This window comes from Desulfobacter latus, from assembly GCF_013389365.1.
GTDB classification, from domain to species: Bacteria; Desulfobacterota; Desulfobacteria; order Desulfobacterales; family Desulfobacteraceae; genus Desulfobacter; species Desulfobacter latus.
The window spans coordinates 1-21189 of record NZ_JACADJ010000071.1 but is presented as its reverse complement, the minus strand read 5'-3'; the positions used below and the strand labels follow the sequence as shown (position 1 = coordinate 21189).

17 protein-coding genes are annotated in these 21189 nt (G+C 49.2%); 14 read left to right on the top strand and 3 right to left on the bottom strand.

The window, feature by feature from the left end; all coding sequences use genetic code 11:
• Positions 1–203: 203 nt before the first annotated feature.
• Genes HXW94_RS15545 through HXW94_RS15535 form a run of 3 tightly spaced genes read right to left on the bottom strand, consistent with a single transcriptional unit; the run spans position 204 to position 5955 of the window.
• Positions 204–3437 carry an efflux RND transporter permease subunit gene (locus tag HXW94_RS15545; protein WP_178367815.1) on the bottom strand — a complete coding sequence of 1078 codons (3234 nt, stop codon included), beginning with the start codon at positions 3435–3437 and terminating at the stop codon, positions 204–206.
• A 1-nt stretch (position 3438) separates the two neighbouring features.
• Positions 3439–4566, bottom strand: a complete 1128-nt coding sequence (locus HXW94_RS15540) for an efflux RND transporter periplasmic adaptor subunit (protein WP_178367814.1) — start codon at positions 4564–4566, stop codon at positions 3439–3441.
• A 3-nt stretch (positions 4567–4569) separates the two neighbouring features.
• A complete protein-coding gene (locus HXW94_RS15535; RefSeq protein ID WP_178367813.1) occupies positions 4570–5955 on the bottom strand; it encodes a TolC family protein in 1386 nt (461 codons plus the stop codon).
• Positions 5956–6273: 318 nt separating this feature from the next.
• On the opposite strand from HXW94_RS15535, the gene HXW94_RS15530 reads away from it, so the two are divergent.
• From HXW94_RS15530 to HXW94_RS15470, 14 genes are all read left to right on the top strand, one after another.
• Complete coding sequence (locus HXW94_RS15530) at positions 6274–6891, top strand: cobalamin B12-binding domain-containing protein (protein WP_218576758.1); 618 nt, start codon at positions 6274–6276, stop codon at positions 6889–6891.
• The gene (locus HXW94_RS15525) at positions 6888–7901 is read left to right on the top strand and encodes a uroporphyrinogen decarboxylase family protein (RefSeq protein WP_178367816.1); all 1014 of its coding nucleotides are present in this window, start codon (positions 6888–6890) and stop codon (positions 7899–7901) included. The genes HXW94_RS15530 and HXW94_RS15525 overlap by 4 nt, the downstream gene beginning before the upstream one ends.
• Before the next feature lie 5 nt (positions 7902–7906).
• The gene (locus tag HXW94_RS15520; RefSeq protein ID WP_218576757.1) at positions 7907–9538 is read left to right on the top strand and encodes an ASKHA domain-containing protein; all 1632 of its coding nucleotides are present in this window, start codon (positions 7907–7909) and stop codon (positions 9536–9538) included.
• A gap of 65 nt (positions 9539–9603) precedes the next feature.
• A complete protein-coding gene (locus HXW94_RS15515) occupies positions 9604–11424 on the top strand; it encodes a diguanylate cyclase (protein WP_178367810.1) in 1821 nt (606 codons plus the stop codon).
• A gap of 234 nt (positions 11425–11658) precedes the next feature.
• Entirely contained in the window at positions 11659–12687 is a 1029-nt protein-coding gene (locus tag HXW94_RS15510; protein ID WP_178367809.1) for a zinc-dependent alcohol dehydrogenase family protein, read from the top strand.
• Between the two features lie 69 nt (positions 12688–12756).
• Entirely contained in the window at positions 12757–14946 is a 2190-nt protein-coding gene (ppk1, locus tag HXW94_RS15505) for a polyphosphate kinase 1 (RefSeq protein WP_178367808.1), read from the top strand.
• A gap of 41 nt (positions 14947–14987) precedes the next feature.
• On the top strand, positions 14988–15116 hold the full coding sequence (locus tag HXW94_RS19910; protein WP_281357853.1) for a hypothetical protein: 129 nt from the start codon (positions 14988–14990) through the stop codon (positions 15114–15116).
• 200 nt (positions 15117–15316) lie between these two features.
• Positions 15317–16609 (top strand): RNA-guided endonuclease IscB, encoded by a 1293-nt coding sequence (gene iscB, locus HXW94_RS15500; protein ID WP_178367807.1) that lies wholly within the window; start codon positions 15317–15319, stop codon positions 16607–16609.
• A 76-nt stretch (positions 16610–16685) separates the two neighbouring features.
• Positions 16686–17630: an MBL fold metallo-hydrolase gene (locus HXW94_RS15495; RefSeq protein WP_178367806.1), complete on the top strand. Its 945-nt coding sequence runs from the start codon at positions 16686–16688 to the stop codon at positions 17628–17630.
• Complete coding sequence (locus HXW94_RS15490) at positions 17627–18115, top strand: TrmO family methyltransferase domain-containing protein (protein ID WP_178367805.1); 489 nt, start codon at positions 17627–17629, stop codon at positions 18113–18115. The genes HXW94_RS15495 and HXW94_RS15490 overlap by 4 nt, the downstream gene beginning before the upstream one ends.
• Before the next feature lie 41 nt (positions 18116–18156).
• Positions 18157–19980: an excinuclease ABC subunit UvrC gene (uvrC, locus tag HXW94_RS15485; RefSeq protein ID WP_178367804.1), complete on the top strand. Its 1824-nt coding sequence runs from the start codon at positions 18157–18159 to the stop codon at positions 19978–19980.
• A gap of 205 nt (positions 19981–20185) precedes the next feature.
• The gene (locus HXW94_RS15480) at positions 20186–20443 is read left to right on the top strand and encodes a hypothetical protein (RefSeq protein WP_178367803.1); all 258 of its coding nucleotides are present in this window, start codon (positions 20186–20188) and stop codon (positions 20441–20443) included.
• Complete coding sequence (locus HXW94_RS15475) at positions 20427–20720, top strand: type II toxin-antitoxin system RelE/ParE family toxin (RefSeq protein ID WP_178367802.1); 294 nt, start codon at positions 20427–20429, stop codon at positions 20718–20720. Before HXW94_RS15480 ends, HXW94_RS15475 begins: the two co-directional genes overlap by 17 nt.
• Positions 20692–21033: a HigA family addiction module antitoxin gene (locus HXW94_RS15470; RefSeq protein WP_281357852.1), complete on the top strand. Its 342-nt coding sequence runs from the start codon at positions 20692–20694 to the stop codon at positions 21031–21033. Before HXW94_RS15475 ends, HXW94_RS15470 begins: the two co-directional genes overlap by 29 nt.
• Positions 21034–21189: the final 156 nt, after the last annotated feature.

Here is a 21189-nt window from a genome sequence, read left to right as displayed (position 1 = left end):
TCCCTTTAAGTTAAGATAATAAAAGAAGCTACAGTCGAATTTTCCACAAAAGTATGATGAATTTTAACTATTGCAAGCCCTCCATGCGAAATTAATTTTTTCAGATTTAAAATGAGCGAATGGGGAGGTTTAAATTTAGAGTATAGGAATTTCCATTTCCCAGCACCCAGCACCTAACAGCCCGCCCAAAGGGCGCTAAGTTCTTACTTGTGATAGACGGCATAATAGGCCACCGGAATCAGCAATAGGGTAAACAGGGTGGATGCAGCCAGGCCGAAAATAAGCGCCCAGGCAAGTCCGGAAAAAACCGGGTCCAGGGTAATGGGAAATGCACCGATGGCGGTTGTCAGTGCGGTGAGCAGGATAGGCCGCATCCGGATGGCCCCGCTCTGGAGAATTGCCTCTTTCAGGCCCATGCCCTGATTCAGGGACGCCTGGATAAATTCAATGAGCACCAGGGCGTTTCGTATGACAATGCCGCCCAAGGCAATCATGCCGATCATGGAGGTGGCGGTGAAAAAAATCGGATTGGAAAATCCGTCCACCGGCGAGGCCGCCACCAGGTTGAGAACAAGAAACCCGGGCATGATGCCCAGCAGGGTTAATGGAATTGCCATCATGATCAGAACCGGCATGAAAAAAGATCCGGACTGGATGACCAGAAGAATGTATATGCCGATCAAGGCTGCAGCAAAGGCGATACCCATGTCCCTGAAGACCCGGATGGTGATTTTCCATTCTCCTTCTCCGGCCCAGTTCACCTGAATGCCTGCGGGCAGGGGGTCATTTTCAAGTTTTTTCTGCATGTCCAGGATGGCCTCTGCCGGGGCCCTGCCTGCCGTGTCGGCCAGCACATACACCACCCTGTCAAGGTTCTTGTGATAAATGGGCTGCTGGTTGGGCCGTATCCGGACATTCACCAGTTCAGCCAGGGGAACCATGCTGCCGGTTTTGGACCGGACAGGCACCGAGGTCAACGCCACGATGCCGGAACGGTATTTTCTGGGCATGATCACCCGGATGTATAAGGGATTCCTTTCCCTGGGCAGATGCAGGTGTGCGGGGGTCATGCCCTGAATCATACCCTGAAGGGTTGTGGTGATCTGCCGGGTGGAGATACCGTGAAGAGCGGCTTTTTCTTTGTCGATGATAAAATCGATGCGCTCATGACGCGTTTGGGCCATGTCATCGATGTCCACCACAAAGGCTTCTTCGTCCATGATTCTTTTCAGGTGGTCTGCGGCCTGGATAAGCTGGTGGTAGGGTACATCTGCATCCGCATACAGCTCGCCCACAATGGTTGACAGCACCGGCGGTCCCGGCGGAACTTCCACAAGCTTGACCTTGGCCTTGTTTTTACGGGCAATGGCCTCCAAGTCATTTCTCAATCGCAAAACAATGGCGTGGCTCTGCTGGTCACGCACCTCCTTGCCGGTGAGATTGACCCGTATATCCGCCAGATTGCCTGCTTTGCGCAGATAATAGTGCCTGACCATGCCGTTGAAATCCATGGGAGAGGCATCCCCGGTATAAGATACCATGCTGGTGATTTCCGGAACGGTTTTAAGAAAGGTTTCAAACTCCTGGACCACCGCATTGGTCCGCTCAAGGGTGGTGCCTTCAGGCATGTCGATCACGATCTGGAATTCGTTTTTGTTGTCAAAGGGCAAAAGTTTCAGGGGTACAAGCCGGAACAGGGCCAGAGAGCAGGAAATCAGCAACAGTACAATGACCAGCACAAACAACACCATGCGTTTTATGCCCGAGTCCAGAAACGGCTGGACAATGCTGCGGTAGGTGCGGAACAAACGGCTTTGCCTGGAGATACGGTCTGATGATCCCGGATTTGGATCGTTCTGATCAATCAGTTCGGGTGCAGTGGATCTGAGCAGTTTCAGGGTCAGCCAGGGCACGATGGTCAGGGCGCTCAGGGTGGAAAACGTCACTGTCAGGGGCACATTCACCGCCATGGGAGCCATGTAGGGCCCCATCATGCCGGTGATGAAAAACAAGGGAACAAAGCAGACAATAATTGCCAGGGTGGACATGATCACTGGGGGCAGAACCTCGTCAACCGCAGCCAGGGTTGCCTTGAACGGGTCGAGGAGGCCCATTTTGATATGGCGCTGGATATTTTCCACATTGGTGATGGGATCGTCCACCACCAGACCCAAAGAAAGAATCAGGGCAAACAGGGTCACCCGGTTGATGGTGTAGCCGAACAGGTAATTGACAAACAGGGCCAGAGAAAAACTGATAGGTACGGCAACGGCAACGATCAAAGCCTCCCGCCATCCCAGTGCAAAAGCCAGAAGAATCACCACCGAGACGATGGCAAATCCCAGAGAACCGACAAGGCCCCACACTTTTTCTGCAGCCGTTTCTCCGTAATTACGGGTGATCTGATAATCAACACCATGGGGAAGGATCTGTTCATGAATCCGCTCAAATTCATCGATAATTTCTTTGGCAACAGCGACGGCATTGGATCCTTTTTTCTTGGAAACGGCAAGGGTGACGGCAGGGTAGCGTTTGCCGGGCACAAACCTGTCCTGTTTTTTTGCATACGCATTGGAAAAACTGATGGCCGTGTAGGTATCGGATTGTCCGGGTATATCCCGGATATGGGCAATATCTCTGAGATACACGGGAATATGGTCTTTAACCCCGACAACCAGAGATTTTACATCCCCGGCCGTATACATAAACGAGGTGGTGGTCACGGGAAAACGGATGTCGTTTCTGGAAAAATCTCCTGCATTGACAGAAAAATCCGCCTCCTTCAGTGCCTGTTGCACATTCATATAGGAAATCCCATAACCGGTCATTTTTTCAGGATCCGGTTCAACCCGGATTTCTCTGGGCCTTCCCCCGTGCAGCACGGTTCTGGAGGTATTTTTAACGCGGCTGAGCCTGGCCAGGGCTTCCTGGCCGGTTCTGTGAAGCTGGGCGTCATCCAGCTGGTCGGAAAACAAACTGATGGTGACGATGGGCACATCATCGATTTCTATGGGTTTTATCACCCATTTTTCGACAATGGGGGGGACCTGGTCGATATGCATGGATATTCTGTTTTGCAGCTTTATCAGGGAATCTTCACGGTCTTCTCCCACAAAAAAGCGGACCGTGACCACGGCCATGTCTTTTTGTGAGATGGAATAGACGTACTCAACCCCGTCGATCTGCCATAAAAATCGTTCCAGGGGAATGGATACCAGCTGCTCGATTTCCCGGGGACCGGCACCCGGGGCATTGACATAGATATCGGCCATGGGCACGACGATCTGGGGTTCTTCTTCTTTCGGGGTGACCAAAAGGGCGGCCGCCCCCAGGCAAAGGGCAATGATAATGAAAATCAGGGAAAATTTTGATTCGAGAAATCCCTTGACTATCCCGGGAATCATGCCTTTGGGATCAGCGGGCTGATTGTCTGTCATATCAGCGGGCCTCCCCGATGCCTATGGTTTCATTGGCAGACAGTCCTGACAGAACTTCCACGCGGGTGTCGTCCAGGGGAATGGTTGTAATATACCGGCGCTGCCAGGTGCCATTCATTTTGACCATGACAAGTTCGAGTTGTCCGGCATGGATGATCGCCGTTTTGTCCAGGGTGATGATGGTTCTGTGGGCTTCCGGGACCATCAGCTTGGCATACATGCCTGAATAGAGGCCTTCTTTGGCCGGGATGGCGGCTTTGACAAGAAAGGTGCGGGTCCGGGGATCGGCATAGGGAATAATTTCTTCCACCACGGCATGCAAAGAAAGTCCGGGGGTGGGGATCACCGCCTGAAGCTGTGAACCGGTTTTAATGGTGTTGATAAGGCCCTCTCTGACATGGGCTTCAACCCTGTAGCCGCCTTTTGTCCGCATCGCTGCCAAGGGCTTGCCCGGCAGGGCCAGATCTCCGGGTTCCACCAGGATCCGGATAATTTCTCCGTCCACCGGCGCAATGATTTTTGAAAAACCAAGGTGTACCTTTGCCCCGGTAATGGTTTCTGTGGCCTGCTGGATGCCTGCCTCTGCCGCCACCAGGGATTCACGGGACATGGACAATGCGGCCCGGGACTGCAAAAAGCCGGCTTGTGCATTTTCAAATTCCTGCTCTGTGGCGGCACCGGATGCATAAAAGCTTTTGATACGCGCAGCGTGCTGTTTTGCATTGGTATACGCGGCTTCAGCAGATTTGATGGCCTGGCGGGCTTTGTCCCGTGAGGCTTTTGCCCCGCGAAGCGCTTCTCTGGCACTTTTCAGCCTGGCGGCGGCCTGTCTGCTGTCTAAGGTGATCAACAGGGTGCCTGATGTTATGATCTGCCCTGCTTTGACATGCACATCGGTTATCTGGGCACTGATCTGGGCACTGATACGGGTTTCACTTTTGGGCCGGACCGTTCCCACGGCCGGATAGGTCTGGGCAAGGGTCTGCGCCTTTGTTACGACTGTTTTTTGCGGCTGATACCCTGTATCTGCATCAGCGGTTCTGCAGGGGTATGGCGCAAGCACCAGCAGGGCTGACAATACTGTTTTTGCAATCAAACTGCAGGCCGTGTTATTTTTATGTGAAGACATTTTTTATTTCTCCTGTGACCAGAGTACGGAAAGGGTGCCAATGGCCCGGGCAATCTCTATTTCTGCCGTTTTGTCGTCATAAAATGCAGCTGCTTTGTTAATGCTGGCCCTGGTTCGATCCAGTTCCGCCTCCAGGTACCGGGTAACGGGTTCAGCACCGCCGTTATAGCGCTTTTTCACGATGTGAAGGGACGCTTCGGCCATCTCCACACCGGACCGGGCCACAAGCAGCCGTTGTTGTGCGTTTTCATGCTGTAGATAGGCCTGTTTTACATCCTGGTAAATCTGCATCCGGATTTTTTTCCGGGCTTCCAGAGCCCTTTCCAGTTCATGCCTGGCTTCAGCAATTTGCGCCCGGGTGGCAAAGCCGTCGAACAGGTTCCAGGCAACATTCAGGCCGGCGGTGTAATTGTCATTTGATCTATTGTAGGAAAGATCATCACTGTCCATATACCACCGGGCCTGCAGGTCAACCCGGGGCCGGTAGCCGCTCGCTGCCAGGGATACAGCTGTCCTGGCCATATCGATCTGCTGCTTTGCCCGGTGCAGTTCCGGCCGTTTTTCAAGGGCAAGGGCCCAGGCCTGGTCAATGGATACGGGAAAGGTTACGGCACAAGTGCTGTCCGGGTCCGGGTCCGGATCAAGAGAAAAAGAATGACCGGGTGTATGCCCGAGCAGTGTGGCCAGGGCGGTCAGGGTGCTGGCAAAGGTGTTTTTGCTTTCCACCATCTTTTTTTTTGCTTCAGCCAGGCGGACTTTCAAAGAGAGAATATCTGATTTTAACACACTGCCGCCCCTGAAACGCACCGTCATCATATCCAGCTGTTCTTCCACCGTCTGCACCGATGTCCGGGCGATGAACGTATATTCCCTGGCTTTAAGCGCGGTGAAAAACATCTGGATCACCGCAGCGATGCGGTCATTTTCTGTCTGAAGGGCCAAGGCGGTCCGGTCTGCGAGTTTTTTTTGTGCCAGCTGCTTTTCCAGGCGGTTTTTTCCGCCGTTATACAGATTTATCCCGGCCATGATGCCCACTTCCATATTGGTGAACGACCCGGGATCGTTAAAATCAATATCAGGCGGCAATTTTCTCTGGTCAATGGTTTTAAACAGAAAGGCAGACGGGGCATCCCCTGCTGACAGTTCACTGAAAGCCGTTACCCGGGGCCGGAAGACCGCTTCGGTTTTTTTGACCGACGCTTCGGCTTTTTTGATCAGAGTGCGGGTCATCCGGATATCCGGATTGTTTTCCAGTGCGGTGCTGATGGCTGTTTCCAGGGTCAGCAGATGGTCTTCTGCCCGGGATACGTCCGGCAGGACACTGCTGGTTGCTGCAATAAGAAAAACAAGTATCAAAATGTTTTTGAATGACAGATTCGCGTACTTCATCTGTTTCTGTTCCTTTCTTATTACTCATTTTTGCCCATTGCGTATGAGTGATGAGAAATTTCTGCTTCATCTATCTTTTCAAGAAATTAGTAAATTATAACAGAGAGAATGATATTGTGAAAGTGAAAATTAGTTACTCAAAATGAGAAATAAAAATGAAGTTCAACACCCTTTTTAATGTCGGGGTTTTATCACAACAAACCGGTCAAGGTAATTGTCGCAGAATAAGAATTATGTTAATAAGCATATTCTTAAGTATTTAGAAGGGTGTTGAATCCGAAAAAGAGAGACAAGGGGCATCCTGCTATGAATGGGCTCATGAAATGGGTTAAGGACGGGAATAAGGAACAGGCTGTAACCGAGGTAAAACGGTTAATGGATCGTGGTGAGACAGCAGAACATATCATCACACAATACATCGAACCGGCCATGGACAGCCTGAGTAATAAATGTACGGCCGAAAATTTCAACCTGCTTGAAGTGATGCTATCAGGGCGGGCGGTCATGTCTGTAATGCAGACGTTGTTTCCTCCCGGCACTGAACCGGCCCCGACCAAGGGGCTTGTTGTTATAGCGACCCTGGAAGGTGATGTTCATGACATCGGAAAAAACATTCTAAAGACCATTTTAACCATTAACGGCTACCACGTTATTGACTGCGGGAAAGACTGTCCCATAGAGCAACTGATTGATACGGTCAAAAAGGAAAAGCCGTTTGCCATTGGTGTGAGTGGCCTGATCAGCTCAGTTGTTCCTCTGGTTAAAAAAATTAAACCGCTGTTACAGGAAAACAAACTGCCAAACATTAAGGTGTGCGCCGGGGGGGCAGCATTGAAACAGGCTTCGAAAGAGCTTTTAAACGTTGATTTTCTGGCTGAAAATGCGTTTGCCGGCCAGTCGTATCTTGACGCTGTATGGACCAGAGAGCAGACATGAACCACCTGGAACGGTTGGCTGCAACCATAAAATTCAAAAAAACAGACCGACCTCCAGTTGCCGGGCCGGTATTTGGACATGCCGCTCATTTATCCGGACTTCCTTTGCACAAATATCTGCAGTCCGGCAGACTGCTTGCCGAGGCCCAGATCAGAGCGTATAAGCATTATGGTTATGACATTACCTTTGCCTTTTTTGACGTCAATGTTGAGACGGAAGCCATGGGCGCTGTCCTGCATTTCAGGGACCACGACTATCCCTATATAAAACAAGAGGCATTGTCCCCGGATACTGATTTTTCAGGTCTGGTGCTGCCTGACTTCTCCCATGCCGGACGTATCCCGGAATTATTGGAGGGTGTCCGTTTATTACGTGCCGAATTTGCCGATTCCCTCCCGGTTGCCGGCCTTGTTCTTGGTCCGTTCAACCTGGCTTGTCAACTGATCGGTATGGAAAATACCTTATATCTGGCCGTGGATAATCCTGAAGCGTTCACCGGCCTTCTTGATTTTGCCACAGAGTTTTGTATCGCATACGGTATTGCCCAGATAAAGGCCGGGGTCCATCTGCCTATTGTATTTGATGTTTCAGCCTCTCCGGAAATCATCCCGGTTGCGTTCTTCCGTGAATTCGAACTGCCGAGACTCAGGAGCGTGTTCAAGCGGTTCAAGGCAGCCGGAGCAATTGCCGGCTGGTTGTTTATGACCGGAGACATCAAACCCATATTACACTATTTCCCAAGGATCGGTGTTGACATTGCCAACTTTGACTACTGCGTGCCCCCGGATGCCGTCAAACAATCCCTGACGTATACTTGTGTCAACGGCAATATTAAACCCCTGCTGTTTGAATACGGAACACCGGAGGACATAGACCGGGCGGCCCGAGAACTGCTGACTGAATTTTCCAGGCGCAAGGGATTTATTCTGTCGGCTGGCTGTGAAATTCCTTTACGGGCCAGGCCGGATACCATCCAGGCCCTGGTAAACGCGGCATTTGAATCATGTTAAGGCCCATGATCGGAATAAAATCTTCCAAAATAATGAACCTGACAATTATAAATAATAATAACGGAATTCAAGAGCACGCTGTCATTCCTTTTGCCAAAGGGCAATACCTGCTCAAAATCCTCAATACTACAAAGGAACACCGGGTCAGGACCGGATGTCCGGGAAACGGATCATGCGGTCTGTGCCTGGTTCGCATCATTGAAGGGAAGCCATCTCCACCGAATCAAAACGAGCAGCTACAGCTAAGCGAACAACAGCTTGCTTCCGGGGTCCGACTGGCTTGTCAGGTAATCTGTGAAACCGATCTGAGTGTTGAAATCATTAACCGGATACCCCAGTCTGTATGGCGGCCCATTCCCGAGGCTCTTTACCGCCGAGCATCGGTCCTTCCGTATCCTTTACGTAAACGCCATTTTTCCTCAAAAGAAAAACCCACCAGGACCTGTGGGGTCTCCATTGATTTGGGAACAACTTCAATCAGCCTTTCCATATTCGATCTGACCACTGGACAGTTGATGACCACACGTCACGGTATCAATCCTCAAATTAAAAGCGGACTGGACATCCTGACCCGCGTCAACACGGCTGCCGAATCGCCCGATAAAGGGACAGGGCTCCAGCAGGACCTGATCACAGCCATCCGGAACGCGTTATTAGACATATCCGTGGGTGACGGCATTAATCCGGGGCAGGTGTCCTGCCTGGTCCTGGTGGGAAATACAGCCATGCTGACACTTCTGTCAGGTAACAATTTTCACCATCTGCTTCACCCCGAATACTGGGCCAAACCAGTGGAACTGCAACTGCCCGATACGCAGGAATGGGCTGCCCAATGGGGGATAAACCTGCACTGTGACATCCGTGTTATTCCCCCGCTGGCGGGATTTATCGGATCAGACCTGACAGCCGGGATACTGGCTACAGGGTTGCTGGAAGAACCCGGAAGCCTGCTCATTGATTTTGGCACCAATTCTGAGATTGCGCTCTGGGACGGAAAAAAATTGTGGATCACTTCGGCCGCAGGCGGCCCGGCCTTTGAGGGAAGCGGCGTAAGCTGCGGCATGCCTGCAGAAAAAGGTGCCATATACCATCTCAGCCTTAAAGACAACAGGCATTCAGTCATCGGAGACACCAGGATAGCCGGAATCTGCGGTTCAGGTCTGGTGGATCTACTCGCCGAGCTTGTTGACCTGGATCTGCTGGATTCCGTCGGTCGGTTCAACAGTTCCACGTCAAACCAGTTCTTTCATCTTAGCGACACCCTCAGCCTGAATAAAAAAGATGTCGATCTGCTCCAACGGGCAAAAGCAGCCATTGCAAGCGGCATCCAGATCCTGCTGCTGCAAGCCCAAATCACCCCAAAAGACCTGAAACAAGTTTTCATCGGTGGTGCCTTTGGGTATCATCTTAATATTGAAAACGCGATGAAGATCGGTTTATTGCCTCTGATTGATCCTGAAATCTACCATTTCTGCGGTAATAGTGCGCTTTCAGGTTGCGAAAAAATTCTTCTTCAAGCCGGCACCCAAAGACAATTGACCCGGATAAAAGAAAAATTCAGCATTGTGAATCTGGCTGAATATCAGGATTTTGAAGCGTTTTTTATCGAAAACCTTTTTATAAAACCCATGGCATAACAGCCATGGGCTGACCTGGGCTGTCACTTGATCATCAAGTTTTTAGGGGATTTGTTAAAATAAAAATGAAAAAAATGATTATAGGCATTACACTCATCTGGGTTTTGGGGGTCTCTCTATCCCTTATCTGGAATTTCAGGAAACAGGAGGAGTATACCTTGCTGCAGGCGGCCAGGCTACATTTCGAACAAATCGTGCTGATGCGGGAATGGAATGCCCGGATGAATGGGGTTTATGCTCCGGTTTCAGAAAATCTTGAGCCCAACGCCTACCTGAAAGATCACCTGCGTGATATAGAAACCACTGACGGATTGCGCCTGACCAAAATAAATCCGGCCATGATGACCCGGCAGCTCTCAACATTGGCCATGGAAAAAAAAGGAATTCAGTTCCACATCACCAGCTTAAACCCGATCCGCCCGCAAAACAACCCCACAGCCTGGGAGGCCGATGCCCTTCGATTGTTTGAAAAAGGTAGAACCTCATTTAAAGAGGTCGTGAACGAAAACGGTGAACGAAAATACCGTTATATGGAGCCGCTGTTTGTCAGCCGTGTCTGTCTTAAATGCCATGCAAAACAAGGGTATCGGGAAGGTGAGGTTCGCGGGGGAATCAGCATCACCTTTCCCATGAAAGAGGATATGAGCAGCTGGCCTTTATGGTTTACGCATGTTCTGGTTCTTATCATTGGTGTTTCCGGACTTACCCTGTTTAACTTCTACCTTGAAAGCCATCGACAAAAGGTGTCCACGACCCAGGAATATCTGGATGAATCGGTAAAAAATCTGGAACTGGCCCAGAGCAAACTTGACGCAATAGAACAACTGCTTGAGATGCATGATAATTTAAAAAATTTCATCACCACGGCACAGTATCTGACAAATCTGAATTTTAATCAGAATATCAGAAGTGAAACACGCCGGATCGTCAAAAGAATGTTTTCAGCAAACTTAGTATGCTTTGCCGGAAAAGATGAAACCGGAGAGATCCGGATTTTGTCAGGGATGGAAAAAAAACAGGGGTTTGATAAATTCCCGCCGAAGGTCCTGGGCCATATCAATGACGTTCTTGAAACTGAAGTTTTAACAACCTGTAGGATAGAGGGCCAGGACCCCTTATCGGCAGTGATCTTTCCATTAAAAACGAATACATTGATCAACGAAGTAATCATCATTGGCCACAAGGACATGGCGGAAATATCCAAAAATATGCTTGAAATTTATCTGGGAATTGCCGGACTGGTCGAAACCATGATTCACAGAAGTTTGTTGAATACACAAATGATTGAGGCCAATAAAAATCTTGAAAAAATAGTGGAAGAGCGAACACAGGAGCTGAATGCCGCCTATGAAAAGATGACAATCCTGGCCAACACAGATCCCTTAACCAAACTATTTAACAGAAGAAATATGCAGGAAAAATTAGACTATGCCGTTACCCGTTACAGCCGCAGGAAAATCCCTTTTACCATTGTGATCTGCGATATTGATCATTTTAAAACAGTAAATGACCAATATGGCCATGATTGCGGGGATTATATCTTGACGGCCATTTCCCAAACAATGCGGACAGCTTTAAGGGAACAGGATATTCTCGCCCGTTGGGGTGGCGAAGAATTTCTGTTTTTATTACCCGATACAGACCTGGCCGGAGGCAGAGTGGCCGCTGAAAAAATCAGGGGGATTATAGAAAAAAAACAATACATATACAAGGATACTGCCGTTACCATCAGCATGACTCTGGGGGTGTGTGAATTTAATGATACCATGGATATTGAAACCTGCATTATTAGAGCTGACGCAGCCCTTTACAAAGGCAAAAAAAGCGGCAGAAACCGTGTCTGTCTTGCGGATTCCGGGCTTGGTCATCAGATGGGCGACCAATGAGCTGATCAGATATAGGGCAATTAACCGTCTGTAATATTAACTATCTGTAATCATAAAATTATTTTGCAATCAATCAAAATATTACTGGATCATCGAGATTTACCCTGTTCCAACTGGGATGCGCAGTTGTAAAGTTACAATTCCCTTGCTATAATGCTTCGATAATATATCTGATATTCAAAATCTGCTTTTAATATTTTAAATTTTAACAAAAACTTAATTGGAAATCTCTTTATGAGAGCCATGGTTCTGAAAAAACTTGGTCTTTTTGCTGAAAACCAGACGCCCCTGGATTTGGTTGATCTGCCTGTTCCTGTTCCGGGCGATGACGAAATTTTGGTTAAGGTCTCTGTCTGCGGGGTCTGCCATACTGAGCTGGATGAAATTGAAGGCAGAACTGCACCACCGGTTCTGCCTGTTATTTTGGGACACCAGGTGGTGGGACAGGTTGAAACGGCCGGTAAAAATGTGACAGGGTTCCAACTTGGTGACCGGGTTGGGATTGCATGGATTTATTCCGCCTGCCGGACATGTGAATTCTGCCTGGCCGGCAATGAGAACCTGTGCAAGGATTTCAAGGCCACAGGCAAGGATGCCGATGGCGGCTATGCCGAATATATGGTTATTCCGGAACACTTTGCCGTCCCTGTTCCGGATGGGCTTAAGGATACGGAGACTGCGCCGCTTTTATGTGCCGGTGCAATCGGGTACCGCGCCTTGAGATTAACAGGGCTTAAAAATGGGCAGAATATCGGGCTGACCGGATTTGGTGCGTCGGGTCATCTGGTCTTAAAGCTGGTCAGGTTTAAATATCCCGATGCCAAGGTGTTTGTTTTTGCCAGAAATTCCGTAGAGAGAGAATTTGCAAAGGAGATTGGGGCTGTCTGGGCCGGGGATACGGCAGATGCGTCACCGGAACTGCTGGACGCTGTAATTGACACCACACCGGCCTGGAAACCGGTTGTTGAGGCGATGAAAAATCTTAAACCCGGCGGACGGCTGGTCATCAATGCCATCCGAAAAGAAGATACGGATAAGGATTACCTTTTAAAACTGGATTATCCGGCCCATCTCTGGATGGAAAAAGAGATCAAGAGTGTTGCCAATATCTGCCGTAAGGATGTCGTCGAATTTTTAACCCTGGCTGAGCGGTTTGGCATCCGGCCGGAGGTTGAGGTATTTTCACTTGAACAGGCTAACCAGGCCCTGGCAGCGCTGAAAAAAGGAACCATCAGGGGCGCAAAGGTCCTGAAAATAGGCTGATATTATAGTGCCCGGCTGAAAACCGTAAATTTTAATCCTGGGAATATTCAATAAAATCTGGAGCGTATCATGTGCCTTGATGAGCAGAAAAATGTTATAGAAAGTGAGCCGGATCAGGCGAAACAAGAAATTTTGACCGAGTTTGACCTGAACTCCCCGGAATGGTTCCTGAACAGGGAGTTGACCTGGCTGGAATTCAACCGTCGGGTTCTCCATGAAGGGCAGGATTCACGCAACCCCCTCCTGGAGAGGGTCTTCTTTCTTTCGGTCGTTGGTTCGAACCTTGATGAATTTTTCATGAAACGTATCGGCGGGCTCAAGCAACTGGTCGGGGCCGGGGTTAAAAAACTGAGTGTTGACGGGCGGACACCCCAAGAGCAGATTGATGACTGCCATATTGTTGTTCAAGATATTTTAAAACAGAACCAAATGCTGGAAGTGGAGTTAAAGAGACTGCTCGCTGAAGCGGGCATTGTACTTGTCCGCTACGACCAATTGACAAAAGAGCAGAAAACATTTGCCGACAATTTTTTTTACGATAATATATATCCGCTCTTAACGCCCCAGGGAACAGATCCGGCACACCCGTTTCCTTTTATTTCCAATCTGTCCTTGAACCTTCTGGTCAAAGTAAGCTATCCCGATACGGAACACGCGCACCTCAACCGAATCAAGGTCCCGGTTGACTCCGAAGTTTCTTCGCGTTTCATACAGATTGGCAAAGAAGATTTATATGTACCCATAGAGGATGTTATCGCCAACAACCTTGACCTGCTTTTCCCGGGTATGGTTATTGAGTCGTGCGATTTTTTCCGGGTGACCAGAAATGCCATTACTGAACGCGACCAGGAGCAGGCCAACGATCTTCTATCTATGATCGAATCCGCGTTGCGCGACAGAAAATTTGCTGAGATTGTCCGGCTTGAGGTGAATTCAAATATGAGCCTGTCTCTGCGCGGCATGCTGGCTGCAGAGCTCAACATCAATGAAGAAAAGGATGTTTTCGAAGTTGAGGGCCTCATATCCAAGAGGCACCTGATGCAGATTGCCCAACTTGATCGGCATGATTTGCACTTTCCACCGCATCAACCCGTTGACCATCCGGAACTGCTGGGCGAGGATCCGAATATTTTCCATATCATAAGAGAAAAAGGGTCCATTCTCTTGCAGCATCCGTACGAATCGTTTGACACTTCCGTAGAACGGTTTATAAAAGAGGCCAGTGAGGACCCCAAAGTGCTGGCCATTAAGATGACGCTTTACCGGACGGCCGAGCAATCCAGAGTCATACAATATCTGATTGATGCCGCCCAGAACGGTAAGCAGGTTGCTGTGGTTGTGGAGCTGAAGGCGCGTTTTGATGAGTCGGCCAACATCCGCTGGGCCAGATTTCTGGAAGAGGTGGGGATCCATGTGACCTATGGGGTTGTGGGCTTGAAGACCCACTCAAAAGTCATCTTTGTGGTACGCAAGGATTTTGACGGCTTGCATCGCTACGCCCATATAGGCACCGGTAACTATCATGCGGGTACTGCCCGGGGATACAGTGACCTTGGTCTCTTTACCTGTGATTCCGTCATCGGTTCCGATCTCACGGATCTGTTTAATTATTTGACGACCGGATATACGGTTGCCCGTAAGTATAAAAAGCTTTTACCCTGCCCCAATCTTTTGAAAAAAAAGCTGCTGGAGAAAATCTGCCGGGAAGGCAAGCTGCAGGCTGAAGGGGGGCAAGGACTAATCCAATTAAAAACAAACGCCCTTGAAGATAAAGATATTACAAGGGCTTTGTACAAAGTCTCTCAGGCCGGTGTGCATGTTGATCTTATTGTCCGGGATTCCTGCCGGCTGCGGCCGGGCATTCCAGGGCTTTCTGAAAATATTCGCGTGATTTCCATCGTTGGCCGCTTTCTCGAACATTCAAGAATTTTTTACTTTCGCAATGGCGGTAAGGAAGAATACTTTATCGCTTCGGCCGATCTGATGAAGCGAAACCTTGAAAGTCGGGTCGAGGTCTGTACCCCTGTCGAATTGCTACGCCTGCAGACCTTATTGCGGGAGATGCTTGATATTCAGCTGAACGACAGGCACTGTTGCTGGGAAATGCAAAGTGACGGCAGCTATGTCAAACTGCAAGTGGAACCGGGTGAAGATGAACACAGCTCTTTTGAGTACCTGATTAAAAATGCCGAAAAGAGGTTGAAAACGACACTCCGGATGGTGGTAAAAAAAGGGAAGAACGCGTTAAAGAAAAAATAAACTTGCAGGGCACTGCCCCATATACAACATCAGGAGTGGTTATGAGTAGTGACGTTAAAGAACTTATCAATAAATATATGCCTGATTCCCAAATGTCCCGTTTTGGGAAGATTTTCACAGATACGACTGAATTTGTCAACTACCCCTCGGCTGAAGACCGAGGGGCTTGAAAAGGCCCCAAAGTTGACCAGTCTAAGTGCTTCGAGTACTACGTTAGATCGGAAACAGGTACCCTGGGGTGCTCGCCAGCTCCAGGTTCTACGGCAAGTGGTTAAACAGGTTTAAGGGGTTAAGCCGGTGCTGCTTGCGCCAAACCCGGTCATAACATTGACGAGGCAAACATTACCTTGGAAACAAGAGGATTTTTAAATTGAACGTATTTGTTCTGGATACAAACAAAAAACCGCAGAATCCGGTACATCCGGCAAAGGCAAGATTACTTTTAACAGAAGGGAAAGCCGCGGTTTTCAGACAGTTCCCTTTCACGATCATTTTGAAAGAGACCGTTTTGGACGTGGCATCAAACCCATTGCGGATCAAGATTGATCCGGGCAGTAGAGAGACCGGAATTGCCGTGATTAACGACGATACCGGAGAGATTGTTTTTGCCATGGGACTGAGACATCGAGGCCAACAGATCAAAAATAATCTGGAATCAAGACGAGCCATCAGAAGATCCCGGAGAAACCGGAAAACACGATACCGAAAACCGCGCTTTGATAACCGGACCAGGGCGGAAGGATGGCTGCCGCCTTCATTAAAAAGCCGGGTTCACAATATCGAAACCTGGGTCAACCGGTTGTGCCGGTTTTGCAATATTCAGGCAATTTCAATGGAGTTGGTTCGGTTTGACATGCAGAAAATACAGAATCCTGAAATATCCGGTGTCGCGTATCAGCAGGGGGAACTCATGGGTTATGAGGTACGGGAATACCTTCTGGAAAAATGGGACAGAACGTGTGCCTATTGCGGAAAAACAGATATCCCATTGGAGATTGAACATATCGTGCCGAAATCAAAAGGCGGTTCCAACAGAGTCAGCAATCTGACACTGGCCTGTACGGCGTGCAACAGGAAGAAGGGGAATAAGTCGCTCGAACAGTTCCTTTCAAAGAAACCGCGACTCTTGAAACGAATTCAAAAGCAATCCAAAGTGCCGCTCAAGGATGCGGGCGCCGTCAACACGACCCGATGGGACTTGTTCCGTACCTTGAAAAAAACCGGACTGCCGGTTGAAACAGGCTCCGGCGGTCTGACAAAATTCAACCGGACGACCAGGGGACTTCACAAAACGCATTGGCTCGATGCCGCCTGTGTTGGGAAAAGCACACCTGAAAAGATTTTTCAGATCGACAAAACCGTGTTGATTGTAAAGGCAGACGGTCATGGTTCAAGGCAGATGTGCAGGGTAAACAAGTTCGGATTCCCCCGAACAACAGCAAAGTCAACTGAGAAAAAAGTCAAAGGCTTTCAGACGGGCGATATCGTCAAGGCGGTTGTCACTTCCGGCAAAAAGGTTGGAACGTACATCGGACGTGTCGCTGTCAGAAAAAGCGGTTCGTTTAACATTAAAACAGTGGACAAAACAGTACAGGGCATTAGCTGGAAATATTGCAGGCTGCTTCATGCATCTGACGGCTATTCCTATAATACGACGTGCTAAGGTCCGGTGCATGGCTACTAAATTATTATAAGGAGGGCGCCAATTCCTCCCCTGAGCTAAAGACTCAGGGGTTTCCTTGCCGCATTTTATGAAAATAGATATTATCGGCGCCGAATCATTAGGCGTACGAGGGCTGTGTTGTTTTGTTACCGTTGGCGAACAAAAAATTCTTATTGATCCCGGAATCGCCTTGGGATTTCTTCGTCATCACCAGGCGCCGCATCCGGCTCAAGTTGCGGTGGGCGAGGTCATTCGTAAAAAAATCATACAGGCTTGGGGACTTGCCACAGATATTGTTTTCAGTCATTTCCATGGGGATCATGTTCCCCTGGTGGATGCAAATCCCTATCAGTTAGATGCGGCCCTGGTGTCAAATTTAAATTCCGGGGTTCGGATCTGGACAAAACCGGCTGATTTTTTAACGGCCAAGGAACGAAAAAGATCTGCAGCGCTCAAAGAGCGGCTGGATGCCCGATGGCAGGATTGGAGCACGGAGGCCGGTCGATTGCGGTTTTCTGAGCCCGTACCCCATGGAGAGAAAACAGCGCGCAACGAAAATGTTATCATGACCCGGATTGCGGATGACAGTGTGTTTGTACACACTTCAGACATTCAGCTTCTGGATGATGACACCGTTGACCGTGTACTCGAATGGCAGCCGGATGTACTGCTGGTCGGCGGTCCGCCGCTGTACCTTGAGCAATTGAGTTCAACGTTGCGTAACCGGGCCTGGCAAAACGCGGTACGCCTCGCCGGTTCGGTGGATCTATTGATACTTGACCATCATTTGATGCGAAGCCTTGAAGGTCTGCAGTGGCTGGACCGTCTATCATTCGAATCCGGCCGCCGGGTTTTCTGTGCAGCGGATTTCATGGAAACGCCGCGTCGACTTCTGGAGGCTCAAAGAGAGATGCTCTATGAAAAAATGCCGGTCCCTTTGGGATGGCACCAGGATTATGCAGAGGGGAAGGCTGACACAAGAGAATTTCAAACCTTCCTGTCCCAGGGTGAAAAATTTTGAATAAAACAATCAACTGTTCTGAGTGCAGTTCTGCCTGTAACCGTGAAGATCTCTTCACCATCGACGACCGCCTGGTGTGCCGGACATGTCTTTTTGGGGATGGTCAACCTGTCACGATCTACCCGATTGGAATTGTCAGCAACGATTTTGAAAGGGATGAAACACCGTTTGGCAGAAAAGGATCCGGCACGGTTTCTAAAATTGAGCTGTTACCTTCCCAAAAACGGTTTATGTCCGGCCTTGAACAGGAACCCGAGATCACAATCGTCTACTACCTGCATAAATCCCGCTCGGTTAAGACATCCTTTAAGCGAGGGCTTGACGGCAAAGAGGTCGGGGTCTTTGCCTCCCGGACCCCGGACAGGCTCTCACGGATCGGAATCCAGGATGTCACGCTCCAGGATATCAAGGGCACGACATTGTTTGTTACAGGGCTGGATGCCGTTAACGGGACCCCGGTGCTGGATATAAAATTAAAAATTTGATCAGGTGATTCCGGTTCACGGAGGCCGGCCGGTGGCCAACCATGATTTCTGATAAAATAAAAGAAAAATACGACCATGCCCCCCACACCCCCGGGGTTTATCTCATGCGGGACAAAAAGGGAAATATCATTTATGTGGGTAAGGCCAAGGATTTAAAAAAGCGGCTGGCCGCATACTTTGTAAAAAAGGATCAACCCGAGCCCAAGACCGCAGCGCTTCTGGCTTTAGTAGATGATTTTCATCTGGTGGTCACCCAGTCCGATCAGGAGGCTTTTATCCTTGAATCCAACCTGATCAAAGAAAATTCCCCCAAATATAATGTCCTCCTTAAAGATGGTAAAAATTATCCGTTGCTGCGCATTGACATGCATGAACCCTATCCCTCCATCCAGCGGGTGCGTCGCATTGAAAAGGATAAGGCCTTGTATTTCGGACCGTATTCCTCATCCAAGAGTGTGAACCAGACCTTAAAGCAGGTCCAGCGCATTTTTAAACTTCGAAAATGCCGGGATGCCCAGTTTAAAAACAGAACCCGGCCTTGCTTGAATTATCAGATCAAGGCGTGTCTGGGACTGTGTTGCAATGAGGTGGACCCCAAAGAGTACCGGGCCAGGGTTAAGGCTGCGGTATTGTTTCTCCGGGGGCGGACCCGGGAAGTGATAAAAAAACTGCGCCTTGAAATGGCAGCGTTTGCCGGGGAACAGGCCTTTGAAAAGGCGGCCCAGGTCCGGGATACCATTTTTGCCGTGGAGCGGATCATGGAGCGCCAGGTGGTGGTGTGTGTGGACGGACAGGACCGGGATGTACTCGGGCTTGCCTGGGACCGGGATCGGGCTGTGGTGACCGTGATGCAGGTCCGGTCCGGGCATCTGATAAACACGGCGTATTACCCGTTGGATCTGGGATTCAAGGAACCGGACGAGGTGCTGGCCGCCTTTGTGACCCAGTATTATGAAAAAGCTGCCCAGATCCCGGGTTCCGTCCTGTTCAGCCATCCGTCCGATGACATGACCCGGGCCGAAGCCCGGCTTAATGAGGTAGCTGATCACCGGGTACATTTCCATTATCCGCTCCGGGGGGAAAAGAAACGGCTTGCCGACATGGCCCGGGTGAATGCAACAGGCGAGCTTGAAAAAATTCTGGCCAGGGAGGAGGAGGCCCGGGCAGGGATAACCATGCTTCAGAACCTTCTGGGTATGGACCGGCCGCCCGAACGTATGGAATGCTTTGATAACTCCAATCTCCAGGGAAAAGATCCTGTGGCGGCTATGGCGGTGTTCACCGGTGGCAGGCCGGATAAACATGCCTATCGAAAATTTATCATAAAGGGCATTGAGCAACAGGATGACTATGCTTACATGACCCATGTACTCTCCCGCCGGTTCCGGCATGACCGGGAAGATATGCCCCTGCCGGACCTGCTGGTGGTGGACGGCGGCAAAGGACAGTTGTCCATGGCCGTGAGCGTGGTCCGGGAACTGGGGCTGGCGGGGCGGTTTACCCTGGCAGGTCTGGCCAAAAAGGATGCGGACAAGGGCGAGAAGGCAGACAAGGTTTACCTGCCGGGACGGTCCAACCCGTTGAACACGGCCCAGTCGGCCAAGGCGCTTTTCCTTTTAGAGCAGATCCGGGATGAGGCCCACAGGTCTGCCGTTACATTCCAGCGCTCCCGCAGGGAGAAGCGGGGAAAACTCTCCGTCCTTGACGGTATCCCCGGCATTGGGCCGAAAAAAAAGAAGCTGCTGCTTACCACTTTCAAAGGCATTGATAATATCCGCAGCCAATCGCCGGAAGAACTTGCCGCGCTTCCCGGTATTACGTTGGACATGGCAAAGAATTTGCTTCAGGTGTTGTCTGATTTATAACGTAGAATCTTTCCGTTTAAGCAGAAAGCGTCCATTCCCTCACAATATTTCTGTTACATTAAACCTATACGGTGAATACAACGCATTGAAACCATTTATAAAAATCGAAACACCTATAAAATGAGTATTACCAACCGATGGCCCAAACTTGGCCGGAGAACGAGGGGCACCCCTCGTTCTCCTCTGCTGTAGGCTTCGACAACCAATGAAAACACTTTGCAGCCATAGCAAGCTCCCAGAAAAACCCGAAACCAGTCCAACCGTAGGCGACATCTTCAGGGAATACGGCCCTGCCTTCAGAGCCTCAAACAGACTGCATCCCCGTCAGCACAAGGTGATGTACGATATCTTCAATCCATATGTAAAGATAAAATCCAAATTGAGAATTGCTGCCCCAACTACAATTGAAATTGACAACTATAATGGATGCCATTATAATATGACCCATGATACGGTCTTTTAAGAATGAAGGAACAGAGGATATTTTTGACGGAATTAGTTCCAAAGCTGCAAGGAAAATATGCCCACAATCCCTTTGGCCGGTTGCAGTTCGAAAGTTGGATCAAATAAATCGAGTACAAGATGTAACCGAACTTCAAGTTCCGCCAGGAAACCGTCTTGAACAATTAAAAGGCGATCGTGAAAATCAATTTAGCATCCGAATAAACCAGCAATATCGTGTTTGTTTTATTCGGGAGGAAGGGCATGCTTATGAAGTCGAAATTACAGACTACCATTAATAAAACATCAAGGAGACTTCCAACAAATCGTCCGCCAACACATCCCGGAGAAATGCTTTTGGAAGAATTTGTAAAACCCCTCAATATTACCCAGACTGAACTTGCACAAAAACTTGGGGTTTCCTATCCACGTTTGAATGAAATTATTAAGGGGCGTAGATCGGTGACTCCTGATACAGCACTTAGGTTGTCTCGAGTATTAGGGATGTCAGCGGATTTCTGGCTTGGACTACAGCAAGACTGGGATCTATGGCATGCGATGAATAGTCCCAAAGCTATTGAAATCCAAATGCTACAACCTCTTTCAAGGTAAATAGAAAAATTGGCATAACAAAACGCTGGTCGTGCCCAGTTAAATCCGAATCGTTGGAATTCCACTGAATGGGAGGATGAAACTCGATAATGTTACCCAGTGGGTGCAAGTCCCACATGAGCAAAGCTTAGCCCGCAGCTCATTAGTGAAATCCAC